The organism is Polaromonas sp. JS666, from assembly GCF_000013865.1.
GTDB lineage: Bacteria > Pseudomonadota > Gammaproteobacteria > Burkholderiales > Burkholderiaceae_C > Polaromonas.
The window spans coordinates 225,909-250,752 of sequence record NC_007948.1 but is presented as its reverse complement, the minus strand read 5'-3'; the positions used below and the strand labels follow the sequence as shown (position 1 = coordinate 250,752).

Genomic DNA, 24,844 nt, shown 5'->3' with positions numbered 1-24,844 from the left:
CCATTCCCACTGAGCCGCCAGGACACCTGCATGCCCCACCGTCAACTTTCGCTGGAACTGGAGAAGCTTCGGCAGCTTTACCTGTCCGGGCTGCCGCGGGAGGTGGAGCTGCTGCAGGACGCGCTCGGCCAGTTCAGGCAGCACGCAGGCGCCGACGCGCTGATGCGGGCGCACAAACTCACAGGCTCGGGCGGCACTTTTGGTTTTCCGCAGATCAGCGCGGCCGCCAGCTCGCTGGAGCAGGTGCTGACGCGCTGCCAGGATGCGGGGCTTGCACCCGGGCCCGAGGACGCCGGCCTGCTGGACACCGGCCTGCAGGCGCTTCAGGCCGCGCTGGCGCAAGCCGGGACCGCAGCGGTGGTTTCGCCAGTATCAACACCCGCGCAGGGCGCGCAGCCCTCCGCCCGCCTGATCGATATCATCGAGCCCGATCCGGACGTGGCCGCCGACCTGGTACGCCAGCTGGATCAATCGGGCTATCGCGGCCGGGTCTTTGACAGTCCCTCAAAGCTGGCCGCCAGCCCGGCGGGCAGCGCGGCAGCGATCCTGGCCAACGTGGGCCTGCCCGAGGAGGAGCAGCTGGTGCTGCGCGCGCTGGCCCGGCCCTGGCGCATCGGCGGCGGTGCCGCTGATCTTCATGGCCGGAGATACGGATTTCCAGTCCCGGCTGCGGGCCATCCGCGCGGGCGGTGTCGGCTATTTCCCCGCCCCGCTGGATGTACGTTCGCTGCTCGGTTTTCTGGGCCGCATTACCTCCGACGAGCCGTCCAGGCCCTACCGCGTGCTGATCATCGAGGATGATGAAAGCCTGGCGGGCTTTTATGCCGAGGTGCTGCAATCGGCCGGCATGGAAACCGCCATCGTGACCGACCCCACCACCGTGACGGGTCTGCTCACGGCATTCCGCCCTGACCTCATCACCTGCGACCTCTACATGCCCGACTGCAACGGCATGGAACTGGCCGCACTGATTCGCCAGCAGGAAGAGTTTGTCCGCATCCCCATCGTCTTTCTGTCAACAGAGACCAGCTTGGACAAGCAGTCACAGGCGCTCAAGCAAGGCGGCGACGACTTCATCATCAAGCCTGTCGAGCCAGCCAACCTGATCTCGGCGGTGCAAAGCCGGGCCCGTCGCTACCGCAGCCTGCTGGCCGCGGAAGACACGCTGCGCATCAGTGAAGAGCGCTTTCGCCTGGTCTTTGAAAGCAGCCTGGATGGCTTCATCCAGACGCTGGCAGACGGCACCATTGTTTCGGCCAACCAGGCCGCCTGCCACATGTTTGACATGACGGAGCAGGACTTGCGCCGCGCCGGGCTTGCCGGCCTCGTGGACGGCGCTGACCCGCGGCTGCAGGATATGCGGGGCAGTCCCGAGAAATACCGGGGCGAGCTCCTTTGCGTGCGCCGCGGCGGCGTGAAATTCCCTGTCGAAATTTCAGCGTCGCAACACCTCAGCAGCAACGGCGATGTCCAGGGCAGCATCATCGTGCGTGACATCACCGAGCGAAAATCCGCCGAGGAAAGCATCTTGCGGCTCAACGCCGAACTTGAACAACGGGTGGAACGGCGAACCGCTGCGCTGACGGCGGCCAACCAGGAACTGCAGGCTTTTTCGCATTCGCTGGCCCACGACCTGCGGCAACCCTATATTGCCATCAATGGCCTGGCGAGCCTGCTGGAGCGGGAAATGGCGGCCCACCTGACGGCGCGCGGCAAGGATTACCTGAACCGCATACGCGCCGGCGTCAGCCAGATGAACGACCGCACCGACAGCCTGCTGTCGCTGGCCCAGCTGTCGCAGGCGACGACCCGACCCGAAAAGGTGGACCTGGCGGCAATCTGCACCGCCGTGCTGGCCACGCTTCAGGCCAAGGAGCCGGGGCGCCAGGTTCAAACCGAGGTCGAGGCGCCGCTGGAAGCCGACGGCGATGCCAGCCTGCTCCAGCACCTGCTCGGGCATTTGCTGGGCAACGCCTGGAAATTCACGTCCCGGCAGGCCAGCGCCGTCATCCGCGTCAGCAGCCAGACCGACGTTGGCGGAAAAACGGTTTACTGCGTCGCGGACAATGGCGCCGGTTTTGAAATGGCCTATGTCGACAAGCTGTTTGGCGCCTTCCAGCGGTTGCATTCCCCCTCGGAGTTTTCAGGCGCCGGCATTGGCTTGGCGATGGCGCACCGCATCGTCACGCGGCATGGCGGACGGATCTGGGCCGAATCGGCGCCCGGTCAGGGCGCGCGCTTTTACTTCACGCTGGGCGGTTAGGGCTCGTTTGGGAATAGGTTGTGCATTTGGCCGTCGGATTCGGGATGCGCTGCCAGGCGCGGGGAGCGCCGTGTGGCCAGCCCACACAAGCGAGTCGCAACAACGCAGCGCGCCCGAAGCTGGCGAGCCAAATGTGCAAGTTATTCCCGAACGAGCCCTTAATGCCTTGTCGGCGTGAAAAGGCCGATGCCGCCCAAAATGTGCGGGAAACTCCTAATGCACTGTCTCAGTGCGCCGGCTATATTAAAGGACTTGCTGACGAGCTGCTGCTCGCAACGCGAGGAGCCGAGGAGACACGAAGAGCAATTACAACGCAAACGAATATTCCACAAAGATATTTTTTTGTGAAAGCGCTGGCAACCCCAGCGCTTTTTTTATGGCCGTTCGGCCCGTCGCCTGCCTTACTTCAATCACATGAAGGCCCTTGATGAATGGCTATAGTTTGCTATTAATTGAGTAGCAGAAGCCATTTTGGCGCATGGGACAATTCGCACCATGGATTTGCTGATTGTTACCTTTGCCTCCCTGCTGGCTGGATTTGTGGATGCCATCGTCGGCGGTGGCGGCCTGATCCTGGTGCCTGCCCTGTTCGCCATCTTTCCCACCGCCCACCCGGCCACGCTGTTTGGCGTCAACAAGGGGGCCTCGGTCTGGGGCACGGCGGTGGCCACCGCCCAGTTTGCACGCCGCGTCGACATGCGCTGGTCGGCCCTGCTGCCGGCGGCAGGGGCCGGTTTTGCGGCCTCGCTGGCGGGCGCCTGGCTGGTGACCGTTATCTCTGCGGGCTTTTTACGCAAGGCCCTGCCGCTCGTGTTGCTGGGGGTGCTGATCTACACACTGGCGCGCAAGGATCTGGGGCGCCACCATACGCCGCGCTTTGCCGGCCGCGCCGAAACCGCGGCGGCCTGCTGCATCGGGCTGGTGCTGGGCTTTTACGACGGGTTTTTTGGCCCCGGCACCGGCAGTTTTCTGGTTTTCCTGTTCGTGCGCTGGCTGGGCTACGACTTCCTGAATGCGGCAGCCTCCGCCAAACTGCTCAATATCGCCACCAATCTGGCGGCGCTGACGCTGTTTGCCTGGAAAGGCCATATCTGGTGGCATATCGCCCTGACGATGGCCGTGGCCAATGTGGCGGGCAGTTTGCTGGGAACCCGGCTGGCGCTCAGACGGGGCGCTGATTTTGTGCGAAGCGTGTTTATTGTGGTGGTCAGCGCGCTGATCCTGAAAACAGCGTTCGACGCCTTTTTGAAATAGCCCCCGCTGACCCGCCGCAGAAAAGCTAACGCGGCAGGGTAGCCGCTACCGGCGCAGACGCCGCTGGCTTGCCGGCCACCGGCACCACGCCCTCGGTCCTGGCGGCAGTGGCCGCCGCGGGCCCCTCCACCCGGGGTGCCTCCATGGCCGGCACCCCGGCGACCGGCAAGGCCGCGATGTCGGCCGCGCGGCGCGGCTTGCCAATGGGTGCCGCGGCCAGCCCTTTTTGCACGGCAGCCATGTCTTCCTCGCTCGGGTACTGGCCCAGCAACAGGTAGTCAAAGGCCCGGCGTGCAATGGGCGCGGCCGCGCCGGCGCCCCAGCCGGCGTTTTCCACGATCACCGCCAGTGCGATCCGGGGGTCCTCGGCGGGGGCAACGGCAATGTACAGCGCATGGTCGCGCTGGTGTTCTTCCATTTTGGCGCTGTTGTACTTGCTGCCTTTCGGGGCTCCCACGGCCTGGGCCGTGCCGGTTTTACCGCCGCTCAGGTAGCCCGCGCCAGCAAACACCCTGGCCGAGGTTCCGCCCTGCACCACGCCGGCCAGCCCCTTGCGGATCACCGCCACGTTCTCGGGCTTGTAACCCAGGTCTTCAGGCGGCGCAACCGGCAGGGGGTGCATCGCCCGTGTCACCGGGTCCTGCGTGCCGATGATCAGGCGCGGCTTGTACTTGATACCGTTATTGGCCAGCACAGCGGTGGCCTGGGCCAGTTGCAGCATGGTGAAACTGTTGTAGCCCTGTCCAATGCCGAGCGAAATGGTCTCACCGGCAAACCATTTCTGCTGTTCCGGCCGTTTGAAGTAGCTGCGCTTCCAGGCCTGGCTGGGCAGCACACCGCGCACTTCGCCATTGATGTCGATGCCGGTGATCTGGCCGAAGCCCAGCGGCTTCATAAAGTCATGCATGGCGTCCACGCCGATTTCGTTGGCCAGCGAGTAAAAGTAAACATTGCTGGACTCGACAATGGCCCGGTGCATGTCCATGATGCCGCCCTTCTCGTTCTCGGGGCTGCCGAAACGGCGGCCGCCGAACATGTAGAAACCGGGGTCGTTGATCAGGGTTCCTGGGGCTCGCGCGCCGAGCTGCAGGGCGGCCAGGGCCATGAAAGGTTTATAGGTGGAGCCTGGCGGGTAGGTGCCGCGCAGCGCCCGGTTGAGCAGCGGCTTGTCGATCGATTCGTTGAGGGCTTCCCAGCTCTCGGCATCAATCCCGTCCACGAACAGGTTGGGGTCGAACGTCGGCTTGCTGACAAACGCCAGCACATCGCCGGTTTTCGGGTCCAGCGCCACCAGCGCGCCGCGCCGATCGCCGAACATGTCTTCCACCAGCTTTTGCAGCTTGATGTCGATGGACAGCATCACCGTGTCGCCGGGGATGGCCGGGTTGCTGGCCAGCCGGCGCACCGCCCGCCCGCCCGCCGAGGTCTCGACCTGCTCGACACCCGTGATGCCGTGCAGCTGCTTTTCAAAGCTCTGCTCCACGCCGAGCTTGCCGATGTAGTCCGTGCCGCGGTAGTTGCCCTGGTCGTCGCCTTCGTCGATACGCTCTTTTTCGCTCTGGTTGATGCGGCCGATGTAGCCCACGACATGGCTGCCGAGCTCGCCGTACGGGTAGCTGCGGAACAGCCGCGCCTTGATGTCGACGCCCGGAAAGCGGAAACGCTGCGCGGCAAACCGGGCCACTTCCACATCGGTCAGGCGGGTGCGTATGGGCAGCGACTCGAAATTCTTGGCCTCTTCGCGCAGGCGCTTGAAGCGCCGCTTGTCGCGCAGCTGGATGTCCACCACTTTTTCCAGCGCCGCAATGGTCTCCTCCAGGTTGGCCACCTTGGACGGCGTGATCTCCAGCGTGTAGGCCGAGTAGTTGCTGGCCAGCACCACGCCGTTGCGGTCCAGGATCAGCCCGCGGTTGGGCACGATGGGCACGATGGCCGTGCGGTTGCTTTCGGCCTGCTCGCTCAGGTCGGTGTGGCGGAACACCTGCAGGTAGACCAGCCGCGCCGCCAGCAGCCCAAAGGCGCAGAGCACGGCCAGGCTCGCGACCAGCACGCGCGCGCGAAAGCGCGACAAATCGGCTTCAACGTTGCGCAGCTCAGTCATGAAGATTGCCCCCACGGTCGCTCACCACGTGTGCTCCCTGCCCCCCGAGGGGGCCGCTGCGCCTGCGGCCTGGCAAAGCCAGTTCCGCGGCCCCGACTGGGTTGGGAACGACGAGACCAGTGCGGCGCTTTGGCACAAATATAAAACAACTCTACGGCACTCCCATCTAGAGTGGTCGATTTTGGTCGGGATCCGGCGCCCGCCGCTGCGGCACCAGCAGCAAGATGCTGGCGACAGGCCACAGCAGCGCTTCGGCCAGCGGTGCCAGCAGCATGATCCAGCCCGGGAAAATGCCTCCGCCGATCATGCGGATGATGAGCTCCACACCGTGCGCCACCGCAAACAGCGGCAACACCTGCACCGCCTGCGACGGCACGGAGAACCACAGCAGGCGGCGGTGAATCATGGCAGCAAAAAAGCTCAGCGCCGTGTAGGACAGCGCATGCTGCCCCAACAGGGAAGACTGGTGCACATCCATGGCCAGGCCAAACATGAACGCCACACCAATGCCCACGCGCAGCGGCTGGTGCACGTTCCAGAAGACCAGCACCAGCGCCAGGAAATCGGGCATCCAGGGCACGCGGCCCAGCGGCAGCATGTCCAGCAGCAAGGCCGCGATCAGGCTGCACCAGATGAAGACCGGGTTGGCGGGCAGCAGCAGTTGCTGGCCGGAGCGCATGATCATTTGGCGGCGCCCTTCTTCTTGGCCGGGACGGATGGCGCTTCGGCCTCGGGCTGCGGCGGGATCTGGCTCGACAAGGGCTTGACCACCATGACATGCCGGGCCCCCGTCACCAGCGCCTGCGGCGCGCAGTAAATCTTGGCGAAGGCCGATTCGGCGCGCCGCTCGATCCGGGTGATGGTTGCCACCGGCAGGCCCGGCGGGTAGACGCCGTCGACCCCGCTGGTGGTCAGCATGTCGCCCTGCTGTACATCGGAGTTGCTGCCCATGAAGCGCAGTTCCAGCCCGCTGCCAGGCGCGCCCGGGTCGCCATAGGCCACACTGCGCGCGCCGGTGCGCACATTGAGCACCGGAATGGCCAGGTCGCGGTCCACCACCAGCGTGACCTCACTCACCAGCGGGTGCACGCGGGTGACCTGCCCCAGCACACCGGACTCATCGACCACGGGCGAGCCGAGATCCACGCCCTGGGCCATTCCCTTGTCGATGATGACCTTGCGGGTGTAAGGATCGGCCGCGTCATACAGCACCTCGGCGGCCAGCACCGGCGTGGCGAGCTGCTCACGCAGGCCCAGCAGCTTGCGCAGGCGGCTGTTTTCCTGCGACAGCTGCTCCACCTGGCTGGCGCGCAGCGACTGCAGCGCGAGTTTTTTGCGGGCTTCCTCGCTGCTGGACTGGGCCTGGTTCAGGCTGATGAAATAGTCACTGCCGCCCTTGACGGCACGCACCGGCTGCAGCGCCAGCCACTGCACCGGGTAGAGCGCGGTGGCAAGCGCCGCGCGCACCGGCTGGGTGATGCGAAAGCGCGTGTCCGCCACCATCAGGAACAGCGACAAGGCGCTGAAAAACATCAGCTTGGACAGCGCCGACGGCCCCTGCTTGAAGAAGGGCGGCGGGGATCTGTCGAGGGTTCCTAAGGGCATGGTGCGCTGTCAGGCTGGCCCTGCTTCATGCGATCTGCGCGCAGGCGAAGGCGGGCTGGTGAAGGACGGCGGGCGGCAGCACCTTACTCCGACGTGAAGATGGAGCCCAGGCGATCCATGCGCTCCAGCGCAATGCCGCAACCGCGCACCACGCAGGTCAGCGGGTCTTCGGCCACCAGCACCGGCAGGCCGGTTTCTTCGGCCAGCAGGCGATCCAGGTCGCGCAGCAGCGCGCCACCGCCGGTCAGCATCATGCCGCGCTCGGCGATGTCGGCGCCCAGCTCGGGCGGGGTCTGCTCCAGCGCATTCTTGACGGCGCTGACGATGTTGTTCAGCGGGTCGGTCAGGGCTTCAAGGATTTCGTTGCTCGAAATGGTGAAGCTGCGCGGCACGCCTTCGGACAGGTTGCGGCCCTTGACTTCCATTTCCTTGACTTCGGAGCCAGGAAAGGCCGAGCCTATGCTTTTCTTGATGGCCTCGGCCGTTGGCTCGCCGATCAGCATGCCGTAGTTGCGGCGGATGTAGTTGATGATGGCCTCGTCGAAACGGTCGCCGCCGACGCGCACGCTGCCCTTGTAGACCATGCCGCCCAGCGAGATCACGCCGACCTCGGTGGTGCCGCCGCCAATGTCCACCACCATGGAGCCGCTGGCCTCGGAGACCGGCAGGCCGGCGCCAATCGCGGCGGCCATGGGTTCCTCGATCAGGTAGACGTCGCTGGCACCGGCGCCCAGGGCGCTTTCACGGATGGCGCGGCGCTCGACCTGGGTCGAGCCGCAGGGCACGCAGATGATGATGCGCGGGCTGGGCTTGAGCAGGCTGCGCGGGTGCACCATCTTGATGAACTGCTTGAGCATCTGCTCGGTCACCGTGAAGTCGGCAATCACGCCGTCTTTCATCGGGCGGATGGCCTCGATGTTGCCGGGCACCTTGCCCAGCATGGCCTTGGCTTCGCGGCCGACGGCCTGGATGGTTTTTTTGCCCTGGGGGCCGCCTTCGTGGCGAATCGCCACCACGGAGGGCTCATCAAGCACAATGCCGCGGTCACGTACAAAAATCAGGGTGTTGGCGGTACCGAGGTCAATCGCCAGGTCGGTCGAGAAATACCGACGGAATGCTTCAAACATATGCAGGAATCCGGTTGGTGCATGAGCAAACTGGGTTGCCCGATCGCTTTTTATGATGAACCAAGTATGAGAAAGTGGGGCCAAAGCTGTCCGAAAGCTTGTCTCCAGCACCCAAAAAGCGCCTACGGAGTGCATCCAGCCATGATTTCACACCAAAGGCGGGATAATAACGCATCCCCTGTGAATCAATGGCTGCGGCGCGGCGTTTTTTCGGCCTTACACCTTGTTTCTGCTTGAGTTTTTGTCCTTTTCCCTGCACCTATTTCCCTGCATCTAACTACCACCCCATGGCACTGACATCCCAAGACATCGCACGCGTCGCCAACCTGGCGCGCCTGGAATTGCGACCTGAAGAGACCGAACACACCCTGAGCCAGCTCAACGGCTTTTTCGCCCTGGTGGAGCAAATGGCCGCCGTCAATACCGACGGCGTGGAACCGCTGGCCCACCCGGCAGCCGTGATTGGCGAGGTGGCGCTGCGCCTGCGCGATGACATCGCCAGCGAGCCCAACCAGCGCGAGGCCAGCCAGGTCAGCGCCCCCGCCGTGGAACGCGGCCTGTTTCTCGTGCCCAAGGTGATCGAATGAGCGCCCCCGACCGCAGCACCGATTTGCACGACCTCGGCGTCGCAGAACTCGCCGCCAGGCTGGCCGCCCGCGAGGTCTCCAGCGTCGAGGTGACCCGGCATTTCCTTGCCCGCATCCAGCAGCATGAGGGCCTGGGCGCTTTCCTGGCCACCAACCCGGACGTGTCGCTGGCGCAGGCCCGGGCCGCCGACGCGCGGCTGGCCGCCGGTGAGCGCACGCCTTTGCTGGGCGTGCCGCTGGCGCACAAGGACGTGTTTGTCACCCGCGACTTCCCGACCACGGCCGGCTCGAAAATGCTGGCCGGCTACCGCAGCCCGTTCGATGCGACCGTGGTGAGCCGGCTTGGCGTCGCGCCGGGCGGCGCCGGCATGGTCACGCTGGGCAAGCTCAACTGCGACGAATTCGCGATGGGCTCGGGCAACGACAACAGCGCCTATCAACCGGTGCACAACCCCTGGGACACCACGCGCGTGCCCGGCGGCTCCTCGGGCGGCTCGGCGGCGGCTGTGGCGGCACGCTTGGTACCGGCGGCCACCGGCACCGACACCGGCGGCTCCATCCGCCAGCCCGCCTCGCTCACCGGCATCACCGGCATCAAGCCGACCTATGGCCGCTGCTCGCGCTATGGCATGGTGGCTTTTGCCTCCAGCCTGGACCAGGCCGGCCCGATGGCGCGCAGCGCACTCGATTGCGCCCTGCTGCTCTCGGCCATGGCCGGCCCCGACCCCGACCGCGATTCCACCTCGCTGGATCTCCCGGTCACCAATTACGCTGCCGAATTAGCAGCCATAGGCAGCCAGGAGACACGCTCCATGCCGCTGAAAGGCTTGAGAATCGGCCTGCCCACCCAGTTCTTCGGCGCGGGCTGCTCGGCCGATGTGCTCAAGGCGGTTCGCGCCGCGCTGGCCGAATTTGAAAAACTGGGCGCCACATTGGTCGACGTCAGCCTGCCGCTGACCGAGCTGTCCATCCCGGTGTACTACGTGATTGCGCCGGCGGAAGCCAGCAGCAACCTGAGCCGCTTTGACGGCGTTCGCTATGGGCACCGGGCGGCCAGCTACAGCGACCTGACCGACATGTACAAGAAGTCGCGCTCGGAAGGCTTTGGCGACGAGGTCACGCGCCGCATCATGATTGGCACCTATGTGCTGTCGCACGGCTACTACGATGCCTACTACCTGAAGGCGCAAAAAATCCGCCGCCTGATTGCGCAGGATTTCCAGAAAGCCTTTGCGCAATGCGACGTGATTGCCGGGCCGGTGTCGCCCACCGTCGCCTGGAAGATCGGCGAGAAGGAAGACGATCCGGTGGCCAACTACCTGGCCGACATCTACACGCTGTCGTCCAGCCTGGCTGGCCTGCCCGGCATGAGCATCCCGGCGGGCCTGGGCGCCCACGGCATGCCGGTGGGCCTGCAGCTGATCGGCAATTATTTCCAGGAAACCCAGCTGCTGGGCGCCGCCCACCATTTCCAGCTGGCCACCGACTGGCACCAAATGAAACCGGAAGACAAGGCAGGATTGCCGGCATGAGCAATATCGCAAGCACCCCCACCTCCCCGCTGGTGCAGGGCTACGAAGTCGTCATCGGCTTTGAAACCCACACCCAGCTGACCACGCAGTCGAAAATCTTCAGCCGCGCCTCCACCGCGTTTGGCGCCGAGCCCAACACGCAGGCCTCGGCCGTCGACTTCGCGCTGCCCGGCGCGCTGCCTGTGATGAACAAGGGCGCGGTACAGCGCGCCATCGAGTTTGGCCTGGCCGTCAATGCGCACATTGCCGAGCAGAGCGTGTTCGCGCGCAAAAACTACTTCTACCCCGACCTGCCCAAGGGTTACCAGATCAGCCAGTTCGAGATTCCCGTGGTGCAGGGAGGTGTCGTCGAGTTCTTCCTGGACGGTGAAAAGAAATCGGTGCGACTGGTGCGCGCCCACCTGGAAGAAGACGCCGGCAAGTCGCTGCACGAAGACTTCATCGGCATGAGCGGCATCGATCTGAACCGCGCCGGCACGCCGCTGCTGGAGATCGTGACCGAGCCCGACATGCGCTCGTCGGCCGAAGCCGTGGCTTATGCCAAGGAGTTGCACAAAATCGTCACCTGGATCGGCATTTGCGACGGCAACATGCAGGAGGGCAGCTTCCGCTGCGATGCCAATGTCTCGGTGCGCAAGCCCGGCGCAGCGCTGGGCACGCGCCGCGAGATCAAGAACCTGAACAGCTTCAAGTTCATGCAGCAGGCGATCGATTACGAAGTGCGCTGGCAGATCGGGCAACTGGAAGACGGCCACGCCATCCAGCAGGCCACCGTGCTGTTTGACCCGGACACCGGCGAGACACGGGCCATGCGCACCAAGGAAGATGCAGCCGACTACCGCTACTTCCCCGACCCGGATTTGCCGCCGCTGGTGATAGCGCGCGACTGGGTGGAGCGCACGCGCGCCGAGATGAGCGAGTTGCCGCGGGTGATGGCGGCGCGCTTCGTCAAGGACTATGGCCTGCCCGAGTATGACGCGGCTCAATTGACCTCGTCAAAAGACACTGCCGAGTACTTTGACCGTGCAATGCTTGAGTTAATTAGCGAAGAGGGGAGCGAGGGAGCTCGCCATGGCAAGACCATTGCCAACTGGATCAATGGGGAGATAGCGGCTCGAATGAACCGTGCTGGACTCAACAGCATTCGAGAAAGTCCGATCACAGCATGGCACATCGTTACCCTAGTACGTCGAATTGCCGATGGCACGATCTCAGGAAAAATTGCAAAAGATGAAATTATTCCTGCACTTTGGGATGGAAATTTAGGCTCTCATGATGCCGTCAATACGTTCATCGAATCCAAAAAACAAATGAGCGACACCGGCGAGCTGGAAAAAATCATTGATGACGTACTGGCGGCCAATGCCAAAAACGTCGAAGAGGTCAAGGCCGGCAATGCCAAGGCCTTCAATGCTTTGGTCGGCCAGGCCATGAAAGCCACCAAGGGCAAGGCCAACCCGGCGCAGGTCAACGAACTGCTGCGGAAAAAACTGGCGTGATGCCGGCAGGGCCGCCGTGCTGCGGCCCGCCTTCGCGTTCGATACGGAGATTCAGTTTTTGGCGGCGGCCTTGGCTGGCCCCGCCTTGCCGACGGCGCCCGAAGCCGGACTGGCAGGGGCCGCCCCCGCCAGCGTCCACAGCTGCTTGAGCTTGACCAGCTCTTCGTCAAAACGCAGGTTGACGCGTTTTTTCTCCTGCTCCTGATCGGCGATGAATTTCTTCTGGACGGCGGCGCTGCTGTCGTTTTCTTCCAGCCGGCGCTTGAGTTCGGGCGGCGCCTTCGCCGGGTCCTTCACGTAAAACTCGAATTCGTCGTTGATGGCCTTGCGCTGCCCGGCCAGCTCGACCGTTCTCTTGCTCGCGGCCTTGATGACTTCGTCGATCTGGGCCAGCGCCGTGATGCGCTCCTGATCGTGTACCGATCGGGCAGGATAGCGCAGCAGCAACGCCCGGTCCCGGCGCTTGTCTTCAACTTCGCGCGCACGCGCCTCTGCCGCCAGCTTCTCTTTTTCTTCCTGCGCAGCCCGCTCCTGCGCGGTCAGCGAGGGCCCGACCTCGCGCCTGAGCCTGCCGGAACGCGTCAACTCCTGCTGCGTGCGGTCCATGCACTCGGCAATCGGACGGTCCGCCGTGATCTTGCGGCCTTTTGCATCGACACAGGTGTAGATGCTCTGGGCTGCGGCCTCACCGCACAGGCAGGTGGCCAGCACCAGCCCCGCCGTCAACGCTGTTTGCAAAAGCAATTCGACTCCTCATTCCACGCCATAGCGTTCCCGATAAGCCAGCACAGCCTGATAGTGGGCTTTTAAGGACAACGCGCCAGAGGCCCCTGGCGTCGACACGTCGCCTTGCCTGGAGAGATACTGCAGCAAGTCGGTCAGGCGCGCAATCGCACAAACCTGCAAACCCAGCTGATTCGTTACATATTGCACCGCGCTGTGGTTAACATCCACGCCATTCTCGGTGGCTTTTTCCTGCCGGTCCAGCGCGAGCACCATCGCATGGGGTGTGGCGCCGGCGGCCTGGATGATGGCAATCGATTCGCGCGCCGCCGTGCCGGCTGACATCACGTCATCAATGATCAGCACGCGCCCCTTGACGGGCGCCCCGACCAGCGTGCCTCCTTCGCCATGGTCCTTGGCCTCCTTGCGGTTGTAGGCAAAGGGGACATTGCGGCCCTGCCGCGCCAGTTCGACGGCGACGGCGGCGGCCAGCGGAATGCCCTTGTACGCGGGGCCGAAAATCATGTCAAACTCCAGCCCGCTGCGCTGGGCCTCGGCCAGCAGGTGGCGCGCATAAAATTGCGCCAGGCGGCCCAGCTTGGCGCCGTCGTCAAACAGGCCCGCGTTGAAAAAATAGGGGCTCAGGCGCCCGGCCTTGGTCTTGAATTCGCCAAACCGCAGCACACCCGATTCCAGCGCAAACTGCACGAATTCCTGTGCCAGCGTGGTGTCTGCGGGAGTTGCCTGCGCCTTGTCCGCTTTGTCTGTCTGCCCTGCCGTGCTCATTGGAGATGTCCTTGTTCAAATTAACCAGCCTCAACCTCAACGGTATCCGTTCCGCTACCAGCAAAGGCCTGGAGGACTGGATTGCCCAGTCCCTACCGGATTGTATTTGCGTACAGGAGCTGAAGGCGCAAGCGACTGATGTGAGTGGTCGCTTCGAAGCATTGGCCGGTCTCAAGGGCTACTTTCACTTTGCCGAGAAGAAAGGCTATTCGGGCGTGGCGGTGTACACCCGCCATGAGCCCAGCGACGTCATTGTGGGCTATGGCTCGTCCGAATTTGACGCCGAAGGCCGCTACGTGGAACTGCGCTTTGACCGGCCGGGCCGCAAGCACGCGCCCAAGCTGTCCATCATCAGCTGCTACTTCCCCAGCGGCTCATCGGGCGAAGAGCGGCAGGCCGCCAAGTTCCGCTTTCTGGCCGAGTTCTACCCGCGCCTGCTGGCGCTGAAGGAAACGCGCGACTTTGTGCTGTGCGGCGACGTCAACATCGCGCACCAGGAAATCGATCTGAAAAACTTCAAGGGCAACCGCAAGAACAGCGGCTTCCTGCCCGAAGAGCGCGCCTGGATGACGGAGCTGCTGAAGGACGCCGAGCTGGCCAATGAAGCGGCGGACGAGCTTAACGCCCCCACGCTCGGCACTGGCGTGTCCTCGCTGCCCCCCAAGGGGGCTGAACTTGCTCGGGGCGGCCCTTCGCTGCATTCGGCCCCCACGCTCGGCACTGGCGTGTCCTCGCTGCCCCCCGAGGGGGCTGAACTTGCTCGGGGCGGCCCTTCGCTGCGTTCGTCAGTACCCACAGCGGGAACTGGCGCGGCGCCACCGCTCGGTGGTGGCATGGTCGATGTCTACCGCAAGCTGCAACCCACCACCACCGACGCGGCCTACACCTGGTGGAGCAATCGCGGCCAGGCCTATGCCAAGAACGTGGGCTGGCGGCTCGACTACCACCTGGCCACGCCCGCCTTTGCGGCACTGGCGCGGTCTGAGCATATTTACAGGGCCGAGCGTTTTTCGGACCATGCGCCGATCACGGTGGATTACGACTGGTCTGTTTGAGGGGCAGGCTAAACTGCCGGAGATACGGCTTGCCCGCCCAGGTCGAGCGCAGAGTTGTGCCCGATTCAACCGTTCTTTAAACACCTGTCGCCCCTGTGAACCGTCATTTTTTCCAACCGGCCTCCGTGCTCGTGCTGTCTTTCCTGGCTGTCATCAGCATCGGGACCTTGCTGCTCATGCTGCCGCTGGCACATGCCGAAGGCGCCGGTGCGAGCGCCCTGACCGCGCTGTTCACAGCCACGTCGGCGGTGTGTGTCACGGGCCTGGTGGTGGTGGACACCGGCACTTACTGGTCGGGGTTTGGGCAGGGCGTGATCCTGGCGCTGTTTCAGCTCGGCGGCTTCGGCATGATGACTTCGGCCACCTTGCTCGGCCTGCTGGTCAATCGCCAGTTGCGGCTGCGCTCGCGGCTGCTGCTGCAGGCGGAAACCCATTCATTGGGGCTGGGCGATGTCAAGAGCATTGCCAGGCTCGTGTTGATCGTGACCGTCGTCGTTGAACTCGGCACAGCCTTGCTGCTGACGCTGCGATTTGCCCTGGGCCATGCCATGCCATGGGGCGAGGCGGCGTGGCACGGCCTCTTCCACGCGGTTTCGGCCTATAACAACGCCGGCTTTTCGACTTGGAGCGACAGCGTGATGGGCTTCGCCGGCGATGCCTGGGTGCTGGGCCCGCTGATGATGGGCATCGTCATTGGCGGACTGGGCTTTCCGGTGCTGCACGAGCTGATGCTCGAGCGGGGCCGCCGCCGCCATCGCAGCATGCACACCGTGCTCACGCTGTGGGGCTCGGCGGCCCTGGTGCTGGCGGGGTCGCTGGTGATTTATCTGGCCGAGATGAACAACCCGCGGACGCTGGGGCCGCTGGGTTGGACCGACCAAGCGTTGAGGGCACTTTTCAGCGCGGTGTCGGCTCGCACCGCCGGCTTCAACGCCGTGGACGTTGGCCAGTTGAGCCCGGAATCGCTGATGCTGCATTACGCACTGATGTTTATTGGCGGCGGTAGCGCAGGCACAGCCGGGGGCGTGAAGATCACGACCTTCTTTGTCCTGTTGCTGGTGGTCTGGAATGAAGTTCGCGGCCACCAGGATGTCGAATTTCGTGGCCGGCGGATTGCGACCGCGGTGCAACGGCAGGCGCTGACGATTCTGGTCCTGAGCGTGGCCGTGATCGTGCTCGCCATGCTGGTGCTGCTGCCGATGACGAACCTTCCGCTTGACAAGGTATTGTTCGAAGTGATTTCGGCGTTTGCCACCGTGGGGCTGTCCACCGGCATCACCGCGGAGTTACCGCCAGCCGGCCAGCTGGTGCTGGTCGTCCTGATGTTCACCGGCCGGGTGGGCGTGGTTACCTTGGCCGCTTCCATGGCGATGAACCACGCGCGCCGCGATTTTCGATACCCCGAGGAGAAACCCATTGTTGGATAAGACATTCCCCCCCAAATCGGACAGCGTGATGGTGATTGGCCTGGGGCGCTTTGGCACCGGCGTGGCCCAGGCGTTGGTGACGCTGGGCCATGACGTGCTGGCCATTGACTCCAGCGCCGAGACCGTGCAACGCCTGGCCAGCACCCTGCCGCATGTGGTGCAGGCCGACGCCACTCACACGGAAACCCTCAAGCAACTGGGCGCACAGGACTTTGCCCATGCGGTGGTCAGCATCGGGTCTGATCTCGAAAGCAGCGTGCTCACGGTGCTCAACCTGAGCCAGATCGGCATCAAGGACATCTGGGCCAAGGCCAACAGCCAGCAACATGGGCGCATCGCCGAGCGGGTGGGCGCCCACCATGTGGTTTACCCCGAGGCCGACATGGGCGCCCGGGTGGCGCATCTGGTCACGGGGAAGATGATTGACTTCATTGAGTTTGATGACGGCTTTGCCATCGCCAAGACGCATGCGCCTCGCGAAACCCATGACAAGCCCCTGTCGCAGTCGCAAGTCCGCTCCCGCCATGGCGTGACCATTGTGGGTATCAAGCGGCGGCACCAGGATTTCATCTACGCCAGACCCGAGACCGAGATCCAGCCCGGTGACCTGCTCATCGTGGCCGGCTCGACTGACATGGTGGAGCGCTTTGCCGGACGCTTCTGACAAGGGCATGATGATGGCGGGCCAGCCATTCATCAAATAAGTCGCAAACTACGCAGACCCCCAGTGCAGTGTTGCCTGCTTGATGGGACAACTCAAGCGATGGATGTGGGTCAGGGGCTGACAGCACCTTCAACCCCGAGAGCGGGCTCTGGACTCAACCCCGCGCGGCCCAGATCTGCTGGATCTGCGCGGAAAGCTCCATTGGGTCAAAGGGCTTGGGAATCACATCCAGCGCGCCCAGCGCCTTGTACGCCGCAATCTCCGAGGCCTGCACCTTGGCGGTCATGAAGATCACCGGCGTGCCGGCCGTGGCAGGCATTGCGCGCAAGGCCTTGAGCGTGCTGGGCCCGTCCATGCCCGGCATCATGACGTCGAGCAGCAGCAGGTCGGCTGCGGCGCCGGGGGCCACGCTCAGCGCCTCCTGCCCGGAGGCGCAGGGGATCACCGTGAACTTGCCGACGGCCTCCAGGGCCATTTTCGCCACGACGCGGATGTCGGGCTCGTCTTCAACATACAAAATGCGTTGGAGTGGTGCGGGCATGGTCAGATCAGAGGTTGGGGACGGGTGGGGCCGGGGTCTCCGGGAATCTGGAGGATACGCTGAATTGTATTTAACAGCTCGGTATTGGAGGTGTGGGCCTTGACCAGCACGGCTTCGGCCATCTGGCTGTCTTCCGGGTCCACGTCGCTGGACGAAAACAAAATCACCGGCGGCCGGGGATCGAGCGCATCGATGTCCTCAAACAGGTCCCAGCCCGAGTCCGAACCGAGCGTGAGGTCCAGCAACACCAGATCAAACCGTTGTTCCCGCAGCCGGGCGCGGGCCTCGTCCAGGGTGGCGGCAAATTCGAAAGTTGCAAAGTTCTCGGCGATGGCCGCGGCAATATGCTGGATGTCGAGATCGTCTTCCACATGCAGGATACGCGGCTTGCGGTTCTTCAGGCCGGCCACGGCGCGGCGGACACTGAGGGTCAGCTGGTTCTCATCGATCGGTTTTTCCAGCCAGTCCGACACCGCAAGCGGTTTGCGCTTGAGCTGCAGCTTCCCCTCCCCCGCCATCGCGGAGATCACCACCACAGGCAGGTGGCGCGTTCTTTCTTCGCGGCGCAGCGCACCAATGAAGGCCAGGCCGTTCTGGCCGGGCAGCTTCAGGTCCACCGTCATGGCGTCGTAGTCTTTGCGCGCCAGGTCAGCGTCAAAACCGGCCTTGCCCAGCATGAGGCTGATAAGTTGGGCTACATCGGGGTCGTCTTCGCAAATCAGGATGCGCGGCCGGGACGATGCCGACCGCGCCTTCACCAACTGCAGCAGCTGGGCGGGATCCCGCCATTCGGGCAGCTCAAAAAAGAACGTGGTGCCTGCACCCCCGTTGCTGTTAAACCCGATGCGGCCGCCCATGCTTTCAATCAGTCCCCTGGAAATATTGAGGCCGAGACCGGAGCCGCCCTTTTGCCGGGTATCGGACGAATCCGCCTGCGAAAACTTCTGGAAGATGCGGTTGCGAAACGCCTCCGGAATGCCGGGCCCCTGGTCCGAAACTTCGACCCGCACCTGCCGGGCGGTACGTGACAGCATCACTTCCACCGTACTGCCTGCCGGAGAAAACTTGACCGCGTTGGACAGCAGGTTGGTCATTACCTGCATCAGCCGGTCGCCGTCAATGCGCGCCTGCAGTGCCGCGTCGGGCGCGCGCAAGCGCAGCTTCACACCGTGCTGGGCGGCAAACCCCTCGTTGGCGGCCAGTGCCTGCCGGAGCAGTGGCTTGAGCTCCGCGGCCTGCAGATTCAGGCGCAGCTTGCCCGACTCGATTTTTTCGCTGTCCAGCATGTCGTTGATCAGCCGGATCAGGCGCTCGCAGTTGCTCGTGGCGATGGCCACCAGGCTCTTCACGGCCTCGGGCAGCTCACCGGCCACACCGCCGGAAATCAGTCCCAATGAACCACGGATCGAGGTCAGCGGCGTACGCAGTTCATGGCTGACCGTCGAAACGAACTCCGTCTTCATGCGGTCGATGCGCTTGAGTTCGGTGATGTCGGTGCCCAGCGAGAAAAATCCCACGACCTTGCCTTCGTCCGCGCCCTCCCCATAGCGGGGGAAATACTGCATGGCGTAGTTTTTGCGGTCGCCTTGCGGCGTGACCTGCACACGCTCGTACTGCACGGCATAGCCGCGCAGCGCCTCATCGACCTTGTCCTGCACGCCTTCGTAGAGCTGCGGGCCGAGTACTTCGGCCAGGGTATGGCCGTCAATCCGTTCAAATTCCAGGCCCAGCACTTCCTCATACGCCCTGTTGTGAAAGCGAAATCGCTGCTCCAGATCGAGATAGGCGATCAGGGCCGGCACGGTGTCGGTGATCTGGCGCAACTGGGATTCGCTGGCTCGCAACGCCTCGGTGATGCGCCTGCGTTCGGTATTGTCGCTAATGAGCGCCGTGAAGAGACGCTGCCCGCCCACATGCACGTCGCTAAACGACACACTGGCCGGAAACTCGGTGCCATCCTTGCGCATGCTCCGTACATCATGGTCAGCCATCCGGAAGGGCTCGGGCCGCGCGCGCAGCGCCGCAGTGAAGCTCTTGTACTGGCCGCGCAGGCGCTCGGGCACCAGCTCGGAAACGTCGCGCCCGATGAGTTCGCTTTTTTCATAGCCAAACAGCTGCAGCGCCGCCGCATTGGCCTGCAGCACGATGTCATCGTCGGTCGTGGTGATCACCGCGTCCGCCATGGATTCGGTGATCATGCGGGTCATGGTTTCGCTGTCGCGCAATTTCGCCTCCGCGCGTTTGCGGACTTCCTCGTAATGGGTGACCACGTACACCATCCAGGCCAGCATGGCCAGGAACAGCAGGCCGGCGGCAATGATGAAGTGCTGAACCCGTTGAGCGCTCCGCTCGGCATCGGCCTGCGCCCTCTGCCAGGCCAGGTTTTCCCGGTTGCGGGCCGTCTCCAGCAGGCTGTCGGTACGCTGTCTGAGTTGCCGGTTGGCGTCGCTGTTGAGGATGGCCACGGCGGCCGCCTGGCCCTCGGTTTGCCGGGCCGCGACCACCTGGTTGGTCACCGTCCTGCGCTGGCCGATCAGCTCATCCAGCTCGGGCTGATCCGGCAGCAGGTTCGCGCTTCGCACGCGGCCTATGGCTTCGCGCAAAGCGGCGCGTGCAGCCTCGAGGTTCTGCAGGTCCGCCGCGCTGCCGCTCAGCAGGTACTGGCGACCCAGTGACTCGGCGGACTTCAGGCTGGAGGCGATACGCCCGAGCAACACGAGCGTGTCCTCGGTCCGGACCCTAGCCTGCGCGGACTCGATCAAGCGGTTGATCGTGAGGTAGGAGGCCATGCCCACTGCCGCCACCAGAATGAGACCGATGCCCAGGGCCAGCTTGATCTTGACGAGGAAAGGGGTGGAGCGCATGGAAGATCCGATGGGTGAATTTTGGGAGCAATGGGGGCTGTGGGGCTGTGGGGCTGTGCAACGGCACGGATGACTCAGGCCGGACCAGCCAGGCTGCGGGCGCAGCGCTTCGGGACCGCGAACTTTTGCCGCGCCGCGCCGTTCCTTGGTGCCGTGCGCCATAACCAATCCATTCCAGCCAGTCGTCCTGGCTGGGACTCGCGGCAATCGCCGCGCTGCTGCCCCCTGAACGCGAGGAACCCCGTCACGCGGGAAAGCCGGTCGTGCAGACTGCGCATGGCGGGATCAAACCGTCGGATCGGCAGCCCGCCCCAGGGCAGCGACCAGGTCAGACTGCGTGATCATGCCCACCAGCCGCTCGCCCTCCCCAAGAATCGGGATGTGGTGATGGCCGGTGCTGCCGAAGAGCGGTATCAGGTCCAGCAGGCGGCGCTGCATGCCGGCCACCCTCACATTGCGCGTCATGATCTGGCCCACCACTTCCGGCTTGCTGGCGTAAACACTGCGAGTGGTACGGACCAGCGTTCGCAACTTGTCCTCGAACCCCTCATAGACGTCGAGTTCGGCGGCCCGCATGAAATCAGCCACCGTGATGATGCCCGCGATGCGGAAGGCGCGGTCTACCACCGGCAGTGCCTTGATGCGGCGGCTCCTCAACAGGGCCCAGGCCTCCTGAAGCGGGGTACCGAACTGCACGGTCACCAGCTCGCGCGACATGACATCCGCGCAGCGCAATTCCGCCAGCTTGCGATCGTAGGCGCGCAGCTGGGTCTCGGCCAGCAGCGATTTGAGGTCGTCCCGGCTGACGTCCAGCACCTGGTTGTAGCGTGCCAGCACCGCATCCAGATCGGCATCCAGATCTGAATCAACGGCCCGGGCCGCACCGGAAGCCCCGGCAGGGGGGAGCTGCCTGTGCGGATACGGCTTGCCGGTGGCATGGTTGTAGGCCATGCCGGCCAGCACCAGCAACAGGGAATTGAGCAGGACCGGATACAGGGCGAAAGACGGATCGCCAATGCCGCCCAGCACCATCATCAGCGCGGTGGCCCCCCCCGGTGGATGCAGGCAGCGCAGCGCAAGCATCGCGGCAATGGCGGTGGCCACCGCCAGCGCCGCAGCCAGCTCGGGTGAGCCCAGCAAGTGCACGCCATGCACGCCGGCAATGCCCACCAGTGCCGACAGGGTGTTGCCCCCCACCACCGCCCAGGGCTGCGCCATCGGACCGGCCGGCATGGCAAATACCAGCACCGCACTGGCTCCCAGCGGCGCCACCAGCCAGGGCAGCGCTGACGTGGCGCCCGCCAGCCGGCACAGCAGCGCCGTCAGAAAAATGCCGACGAGTGCGCCAATGACCAGGCGCAGGCACTCGCGCAGGCTGATGCCGGGGCGGGCGGGCCGCAAAGCCAGCCAAGTCCGGCCGAAGACGGTGGGCACCCCCTCCTTGGCGGGTCGGGCTTCAGGGCGCAGCGGCAAGGGCGAAGATGAACTCATGAGGGACGCACATTCACGGGAAATGATGAAGGCGGGTGCGCGGCTGCAAAGGCTGCGCGCGGAACATCGAGTCTCTGCGCTGCGAGCCGGCAAGCCACAGGCCACCAGACAGCCCGGGTCGCAGGCTTAACTGCGGGCACGCTGGTATAGGCCCTGGACTTTGGGAACATTGGCCTGAAGCTGCTGGATGCGCGCCGGGCCGGAAGGATGGGTGGACAGGAAGCTCGGCCCGCTGGCGCCGCCGCCGGCCTGCCCCATTTTTTCCCAGAGGCTGACCGCAGCCTGCGGGTTGTAGCCGCCGCGCGCGGCCACTTCCAGCCCCACCAGGTCGGCATCGGTTTCGTCTTCACGGCTGAAGCGCAGCGTGAGCAATTGCGTGCCTATGCTGGCTGCCATATCGCCGATCTGACCCAGACCCAGCAACTGCGCCCCCAGCGACAGCAAGGTGCCGGTTCCCTGGCTTTTGGCGATGCGGGCACGCGCATGTTCGCGCAGGGCATGCGCCATTTCGTGGCCCATGACCATGGCCGCCTCGTCGTCGGTGAGTTTGAGCTGGTCGAGGATACCGGTGTAGAAAGCGATCTTGCCGCCGGGCATGCAAAACGCGTTGATCTGCTTGCTGCCAATCAGGTTGACTTCCCAGCGCCACTCCCGGGCACGGTCATTCCATTGGGCGGTATGAGGCACCAATCGCGCGGCAATGGCGCGCAGCCGCCGCAACTGGGGGTGATCGGCGGGCGCCAGCGCGCCTTTGGAACGGGCCTCGGCGATCAGCTTGGCATATTCCTGCGTGGCAGCGCCTTCGAGCTCGTCTGCAGCAACCAGCTTGCGCAGCCCCGACGACGCCCCCACATCGACCTGGGCGGCCGAAGGCGCCGCCACGGCGGCGGCTGCCGCGCCCGCGGCTGCCAGCAGAAATGCCCGGCGGCCTGGCCAGGCGCCGTGTTCGGCGTCGCATAAGAAGCACATGCGTCAATAATAGTCACAAATTGATATGCCGATGTCAGACAAAACCCCCACTTCCCGGCTGCCCCTGGCCCCCGCCGTTCTGGCCAGCAGCGCCCCCACGGCCCAGCCAAAAAAGATCGCCTGGCGCGATGTCTGGCGGGTGTACACCGAGGCCGCCACTCTGCGCATGCTGCTGCTGGGCTTTTCGGCGGGGCTGCCGCTGCTGCTGGTGTTTGGCACGCTGAGTTTCTGGTTGCGCGAGGCCGGCATTGACCGCACCACCATCGGCTACCTGAGCTGGGTCGGCCTGGCCTACGGTTTCAAATGGGTATGGGCGCCGCTGGTCGACCGCCTGCCGATTCCCTTGCTGACCCGCCTGCTGGGGCGCCGGCGCAGCTGGCTGCTGCTGGCACAGGCGACCATCATCACGGCGCTGGTGGGCATGGCACTGACCGACCCGCGGCTGGCGCTGGAGCCAGTGGTGTGGTGCGCGCTGGCCGTGGCCTTTGGCTCGGCCACGCAGGACATCGCGCTGGATGCCTACCGCATTGAATCGGCCGACACGCCGCGCCAGGCCGCGCTGGCGGCCGCCTACCAGACCGGCTACCGCATCGCGATGATCTGGGCAGGCGCCGGCGCGCTGTGGATTGCCGCGCGTGCCGAAGTCACGGGCGGCGCGGTTTACCAGCAAGGCGCCTGGCAGGCCGCGTACCTGGCGATGGCCGCGTCGATGCTGCTGGGCGTGGCCACCGTGTTGCTGTCACCTGAGCCCGTCGCACTGGTCTTGAAACCCTCGCGCAATGCGGCCGAATGGTTGAAGGGTGCACTCATTGAGCCCTTTGCCGACTTCCTGCGCCGCTATGGCAAGCATGCGCTGTTGATCCTGGCTCTGATTGCCGTCTACCGCATCAGCGACGTCGTCATGGGCATCATGGCCAACCCGTTTTATGTGGACATGGGCTACACCAAGGACGAGGTGGCGGCCGTCACCAAAATCTACGGCGTCATCATGACGCTGGCCGGCGCCTTTGTCGGCGGCGCGCTGGCCATGCGCTTCGGAGTGATGCGGGTGCTGATGCTGGGCGCCATCCTGAGTGCGGGCAGCAACCTGATGTTTGCCTGGCTGGGCACGCGCGGGCATGACGTCAACGCGCTGATTTTTGTGATTTCAGCCGACAACCTCTCCAGTGGCATCGCCTCGGCAGCCTTCATTGCCTACCTGTCCAGCCTGACCAACATCAACTATTCGGCCACGCAGTACGCCCTGTTCAGCTCGATGATGCTGCTGCTGCCCAAGTTCCTGGCGGGCTACTCCGGCAAATACGTGGATACCTTCGGCTACGGCCATTTTTTCACGGCGAGCGCCTTGCTCGGCGTGCCGGTGCTGCTGCTGATAACGCTGGCTTCAAGGCTGCAGGCACCCCCAGCCCCGTCGGCAACCCCCTGAATTGCTGCTGATTCAGTAGCAATTCGTGCGGCCGGCAGTACCGCGCAGAAGGGAAGCAAAAGGGTATGCTGCCATAGCGCCGCAGCGGTTTACCGTAACTTTACGATGGCTTCAAGCGGGCTTGTTGCGCCGCGCGCAGCATTGGCTTTACCGCAACCCACCCGAAGGGAACACCCCCTGCAACCGAGGACCCGACCATGACGCAGCAACTCCTGATGATCGAAGACGATTCCCGCCTGGCCGCCATGGTGGGCGAGTACCTGCGCCAGTCCGGTTACGGCTTTACCCACGCGGCCGATGGCGCCAGCGGCCTGGCCGCCCTGCAGGCCAGCCCCCCCGACCTGGTCATCCTGGATCTGATGCTGCCCGACATGGACGGCCTGGAAGTGTGCCGCCGCATCAAGAGCCAGGGCAGCGAGTCGGCGCACACCGCGGTGCTGATGCTCACGGCCAAGGGCGACCCGATGGACCGCATCATCGGCCTGGAAATCGGTGCGGACGATTACCTGCCCAAACCGTTCGAGCCGCGCGAACTGCTGGCACGCATCCGTGCGGTGCTGCGCCGCGGCGGCGAGGCCAATGGCGCCGGCGGCGCTGCGGCCGGTGGCCACAAGGTGATGCGCTTCGGCTCCTTGGAAATCGATCGCGACGCGCGCACGGTATCAATTTCCGGCAATCTCTGCGAACTCACCTCCTACCAGTTCGACCTGCTGGTGGCGCTGGCCGAGCGCGCCGGCCGCGTGCTCAGCCGCGACCAGATCATGGAAGCCGTGCGCGGCCGTGAACTGGAAGCCTTTGACCGCTCCATCGATGTGCACATGGGCCGCATCCGCAGCGCGATTGAGGCCGACCCCAAAGACCCCAAGCGCATCCTCACGGTGCGCGGCGTGGGCTACGTCTTTGCCAAGCAGCAGGATTGAAAGCGCTGTC

General features: G+C 64.5%; 21 protein-coding genes. 11 read left to right on the top strand and 10 right to left on the bottom strand.

The genetic code is table 11. The annotated features are described in order from the left end of the window. Nucleotides 1-30 precede the first annotated feature (30 nt). The 3 genes from BPRO_RS30300 (at nt 31) to BPRO_RS01135 (ending at nt 3,517) form a co-directional block, all read left to right on the top strand. Nucleotides 31-801, top strand: coding sequence for an Hpt domain-containing protein (locus BPRO_RS30300; protein ID WP_041388179.1), 771 nt, complete (start codon nt 31-33; stop codon nt 799-801). Then, nucleotides 782-2,263, top strand: coding sequence for a sensor histidine kinase (locus BPRO_RS01140; protein ID WP_049764051.1), 1,482 nt, complete (start codon nt 782-784; stop codon nt 2,261-2,263). Before BPRO_RS30300 ends, BPRO_RS01140 begins: the two co-directional genes overlap by 20 nt. Before the next feature lie 495 nt (nt 2,264-2,758). Then, on the top strand, nt 2,759-3,517 hold the full coding sequence (locus BPRO_RS01135) for a TSUP family transporter (RefSeq protein ID WP_011481200.1): 759 nt from the start codon (nt 2,759-2,761) through the stop codon (nt 3,515-3,517). A gap of 25 nt (nt 3,518-3,542) precedes the next feature. On the opposite strand, the gene mrdA is transcribed toward BPRO_RS01135, so the two are convergent. The 4 genes from mrdA to BPRO_RS01115 all read right to left on the bottom strand — a co-directional run bounded on the left by mrdA (nt 3,543) and on the right by BPRO_RS01115 (nt 8,350). Then, complete coding sequence (gene mrdA / locus BPRO_RS01130; protein WP_011481199.1) at nt 3,543-5,618, bottom strand: penicillin-binding protein 2; 2,076 nt, start codon at nt 5,616-5,618, stop codon at nt 3,543-3,545. 166 nt (nt 5,619-5,784) lie between these two features. After that, on the bottom strand, nt 5,785-6,303 hold the full coding sequence (gene mreD, locus BPRO_RS01125) for a rod shape-determining protein MreD (protein WP_011481198.1): 519 nt from the start codon (nt 6,301-6,303) through the stop codon (nt 5,785-5,787). Beyond that, complete coding sequence (gene mreC / locus BPRO_RS01120) at nt 6,300-7,223, bottom strand: rod shape-determining protein MreC (protein ID WP_011481197.1); 924 nt, start codon at nt 7,221-7,223, stop codon at nt 6,300-6,302. Before mreC ends, mreD begins: the two co-directional genes overlap by 4 nt. 83 nt (nt 7,224-7,306) lie before the next feature. After that, nucleotides 7,307-8,350: a rod shape-determining protein gene (locus tag BPRO_RS01115; RefSeq protein WP_011481196.1), complete on the bottom strand. Its 1,044-nt coding sequence runs from the start codon at nt 8,348-8,350 to the stop codon at nt 7,307-7,309. Nucleotides 8,351-8,637: 287 nt separating this feature from the next. On the opposite strand from BPRO_RS01115, the gene gatC reads away from it, so the two are divergent. Genes gatC through gatB form a run of 3 tightly spaced genes read left to right on the top strand, consistent with a single transcriptional unit; the run spans nt 8,638 to nt 11,968 of the window. Then, nucleotides 8,638-8,937, top strand: coding sequence for an Asp-tRNA(Asn)/Glu-tRNA(Gln) amidotransferase subunit GatC (gene gatC / locus BPRO_RS01110; protein ID WP_011481195.1), 300 nt, complete (start codon nt 8,638-8,640; stop codon nt 8,935-8,937). Next, nucleotides 8,934-10,469: an Asp-tRNA(Asn)/Glu-tRNA(Gln) amidotransferase subunit GatA gene (gene gatA / locus BPRO_RS01105; protein ID WP_011481194.1), complete on the top strand. Its 1,536-nt coding sequence runs from the start codon at nt 8,934-8,936 to the stop codon at nt 10,467-10,469. Before gatC ends, gatA begins: the two co-directional genes overlap by 4 nt. Next, on the top strand, nt 10,466-11,968 hold the full coding sequence (gene gatB, locus BPRO_RS01100; RefSeq protein WP_011481193.1) for an Asp-tRNA(Asn)/Glu-tRNA(Gln) amidotransferase subunit GatB: 1,503 nt from the start codon (nt 10,466-10,468) through the stop codon (nt 11,966-11,968). The genes gatA and gatB overlap by 4 nt, the downstream gene beginning before the upstream one ends. Before the next feature lie 51 nt (nt 11,969-12,019). On the opposite strand, the gene BPRO_RS01095 is transcribed toward gatB, so the two are convergent. Both BPRO_RS01095 and pyrE read right to left on the bottom strand, forming a co-directional pair. Next, complete coding sequence (locus BPRO_RS01095) at nt 12,020-12,712, bottom strand: DUF4124 domain-containing protein (RefSeq protein ID WP_011481192.1); 693 nt, start codon at nt 12,710-12,712, stop codon at nt 12,020-12,022. A gap of 9 nt (nt 12,713-12,721) precedes the next feature. Beyond that, nucleotides 12,722-13,477: an orotate phosphoribosyltransferase gene (gene pyrE, locus BPRO_RS01090; protein ID WP_011481191.1), complete on the bottom strand. Its 756-nt coding sequence runs from the start codon at nt 13,475-13,477 to the stop codon at nt 12,722-12,724. 5 nt (nt 13,478-13,482) lie between these two features. Between pyrE and BPRO_RS01085 the strand changes: the two genes are divergently transcribed. From BPRO_RS01085 to BPRO_RS01075, 3 genes are all read left to right on the top strand, one after another. After that, nucleotides 13,483-14,532, top strand: coding sequence for an exodeoxyribonuclease III (locus BPRO_RS01085; RefSeq protein WP_011481190.1), 1,050 nt, complete (start codon nt 13,483-13,485; stop codon nt 14,530-14,532). 95 nt (nt 14,533-14,627) lie between these two features. Continuing rightward, a complete protein-coding gene (locus tag BPRO_RS01080) occupies nt 14,628-15,959 on the top strand; it encodes a TrkH family potassium uptake protein (RefSeq protein WP_011481189.1) in 1,332 nt (443 codons plus the stop codon). After that, nucleotides 15,952-16,623, top strand: a complete 672-nt coding sequence (locus tag BPRO_RS01075; RefSeq protein WP_232291470.1) for a potassium channel family protein — start codon at nt 15,952-15,954, stop codon at nt 16,621-16,623. Before BPRO_RS01080 ends, BPRO_RS01075 begins: the two co-directional genes overlap by 8 nt. A 154-nt stretch (nt 16,624-16,777) precedes the next feature. On the opposite strand, the gene BPRO_RS01070 is transcribed toward BPRO_RS01075, so the two are convergent. From BPRO_RS01070 to BPRO_RS01055, 4 genes are all read right to left on the bottom strand, one after another. After that, on the bottom strand, nt 16,778-17,164 hold the full coding sequence (locus BPRO_RS01070) for a response regulator (RefSeq protein WP_011481187.1): 387 nt from the start codon (nt 17,162-17,164) through the stop codon (nt 16,778-16,780). A gap of 2 nt (nt 17,165-17,166) precedes the next feature. Beyond that, entirely contained in the window at nt 17,167-20,028 is a 2,862-nt protein-coding gene (locus BPRO_RS01065) for a PAS domain S-box protein (protein WP_011481186.1), read from the bottom strand. 285 nt (nt 20,029-20,313) lie between these two features. Next, nucleotides 20,314-21,519: an HPP family protein gene (locus BPRO_RS01060; RefSeq protein WP_011481185.1), complete on the bottom strand. Its 1,206-nt coding sequence runs from the start codon at nt 21,517-21,519 to the stop codon at nt 20,314-20,316. 126 nt (nt 21,520-21,645) lie between these two features. After that, on the bottom strand, nt 21,646-22,488 hold the full coding sequence (locus tag BPRO_RS01055; protein ID WP_011481184.1) for a M48 family metallopeptidase: 843 nt from the start codon (nt 22,486-22,488) through the stop codon (nt 21,646-21,648). A gap of 31 nt (nt 22,489-22,519) precedes the next feature. Here BPRO_RS01055 and BPRO_RS01050 point away from each other — a divergent pair, with 31 nt between their 5' ends. Continuing rightward, nucleotides 22,520-23,914, top strand: a complete 1,395-nt coding sequence (locus BPRO_RS01050) for an AmpG family muropeptide MFS transporter (RefSeq protein ID WP_049764194.1) — start codon at nt 22,520-22,522, stop codon at nt 23,912-23,914. A 197-nt stretch (nt 23,915-24,111) separates the two neighbouring features. Further along, nucleotides 24,112-24,834 (top strand): response regulator transcription factor, encoded by a 723-nt coding sequence (locus BPRO_RS01045; protein ID WP_011481182.1) that lies wholly within the window; start codon nt 24,112-24,114, stop codon nt 24,832-24,834. Nucleotides 24,835-24,844: the final 10 nt, after the last annotated feature.

Excerpts from the sequence above, each read along its gene's own strand:
- BPRO_RS30300 (WP_041388179.1), top strand. The coding sequence starts at position 31 with ATGCCCCACCGTCAACTTTCGCTGGAACTGGAGAAGCTTCGGCAGCTT.
- BPRO_RS01135 (WP_011481200.1), top strand. The coding sequence starts at position 2,759 with ATGGATTTGCTGATTGTTACCTTTGCCTCCCTGCTGGCTGGATTTGTG.
- mrdA (WP_011481199.1), bottom strand. The coding sequence starts at position 5,618 with ATGACTGAGCTGCGCAACGTTGAAGCCGATTTGTCGCGCTTTCGCGCG.
- mreD (WP_011481198.1), bottom strand. The coding sequence starts at position 6,303 with ATGATCATGCGCTCCGGCCAGCAACTGCTGCTGCCCGCCAACCCGGTC.
- mreC (WP_011481197.1), bottom strand. The coding sequence starts at position 7,223 with ATGCCCTTAGGAACCCTCGACAGATCCCCGCCGCCCTTCTTCAAGCAG.
- BPRO_RS01115 (WP_011481196.1), bottom strand. The coding sequence starts at position 8,350 with ATGTTTGAAGCATTCCGTCGGTATTTCTCGACCGACCTGGCGATTGAC.
- gatC (WP_011481195.1), top strand. The coding sequence starts at position 8,638 with ATGGCACTGACATCCCAAGACATCGCACGCGTCGCCAACCTGGCGCGC.
- gatA (WP_011481194.1), top strand. The coding sequence starts at position 8,934 with ATGAGCGCCCCCGACCGCAGCACCGATTTGCACGACCTCGGCGTCGCA.
- gatB (WP_011481193.1), top strand. The coding sequence starts at position 10,466 with ATGAGCAATATCGCAAGCACCCCCACCTCCCCGCTGGTGCAGGGCTAC.
- pyrE (WP_011481191.1), bottom strand. The coding sequence starts at position 13,477 with ATGAGCACGGCAGGGCAGACAGACAAAGCGGACAAGGCGCAGGCAACT.
- BPRO_RS01085 (WP_011481190.1), top strand. The coding sequence starts at position 13,483 with ATGTCCTTGTTCAAATTAACCAGCCTCAACCTCAACGGTATCCGTTCC.
- BPRO_RS01070 (WP_011481187.1), bottom strand. The coding sequence starts at position 17,164 with ATGCCCGCACCACTCCAACGCATTTTGTATGTTGAAGACGAGCCCGAC.
- BPRO_RS01065 (WP_011481186.1), bottom strand. The coding sequence starts at position 20,028 with ATGCGCTCCACCCCTTTCCTCGTCAAGATCAAGCTGGCCCTGGGCATC.
- BPRO_RS01060 (WP_011481185.1), bottom strand. The coding sequence starts at position 21,519 with ATGAGTTCATCTTCGCCCTTGCCGCTGCGCCCTGAAGCCCGACCCGCC.
- BPRO_RS01055 (WP_011481184.1), bottom strand. The coding sequence starts at position 22,488 with ATGTGCTTCTTATGCGACGCCGAACACGGCGCCTGGCCAGGCCGCCGG.
- BPRO_RS01050 (WP_049764194.1), top strand. The coding sequence starts at position 22,520 with ATGTCAGACAAAACCCCCACTTCCCGGCTGCCCCTGGCCCCCGCCGTT.
- BPRO_RS01045 (WP_011481182.1), top strand. The coding sequence starts at position 24,112 with ATGACGCAGCAACTCCTGATGATCGAAGACGATTCCCGCCTGGCCGCC.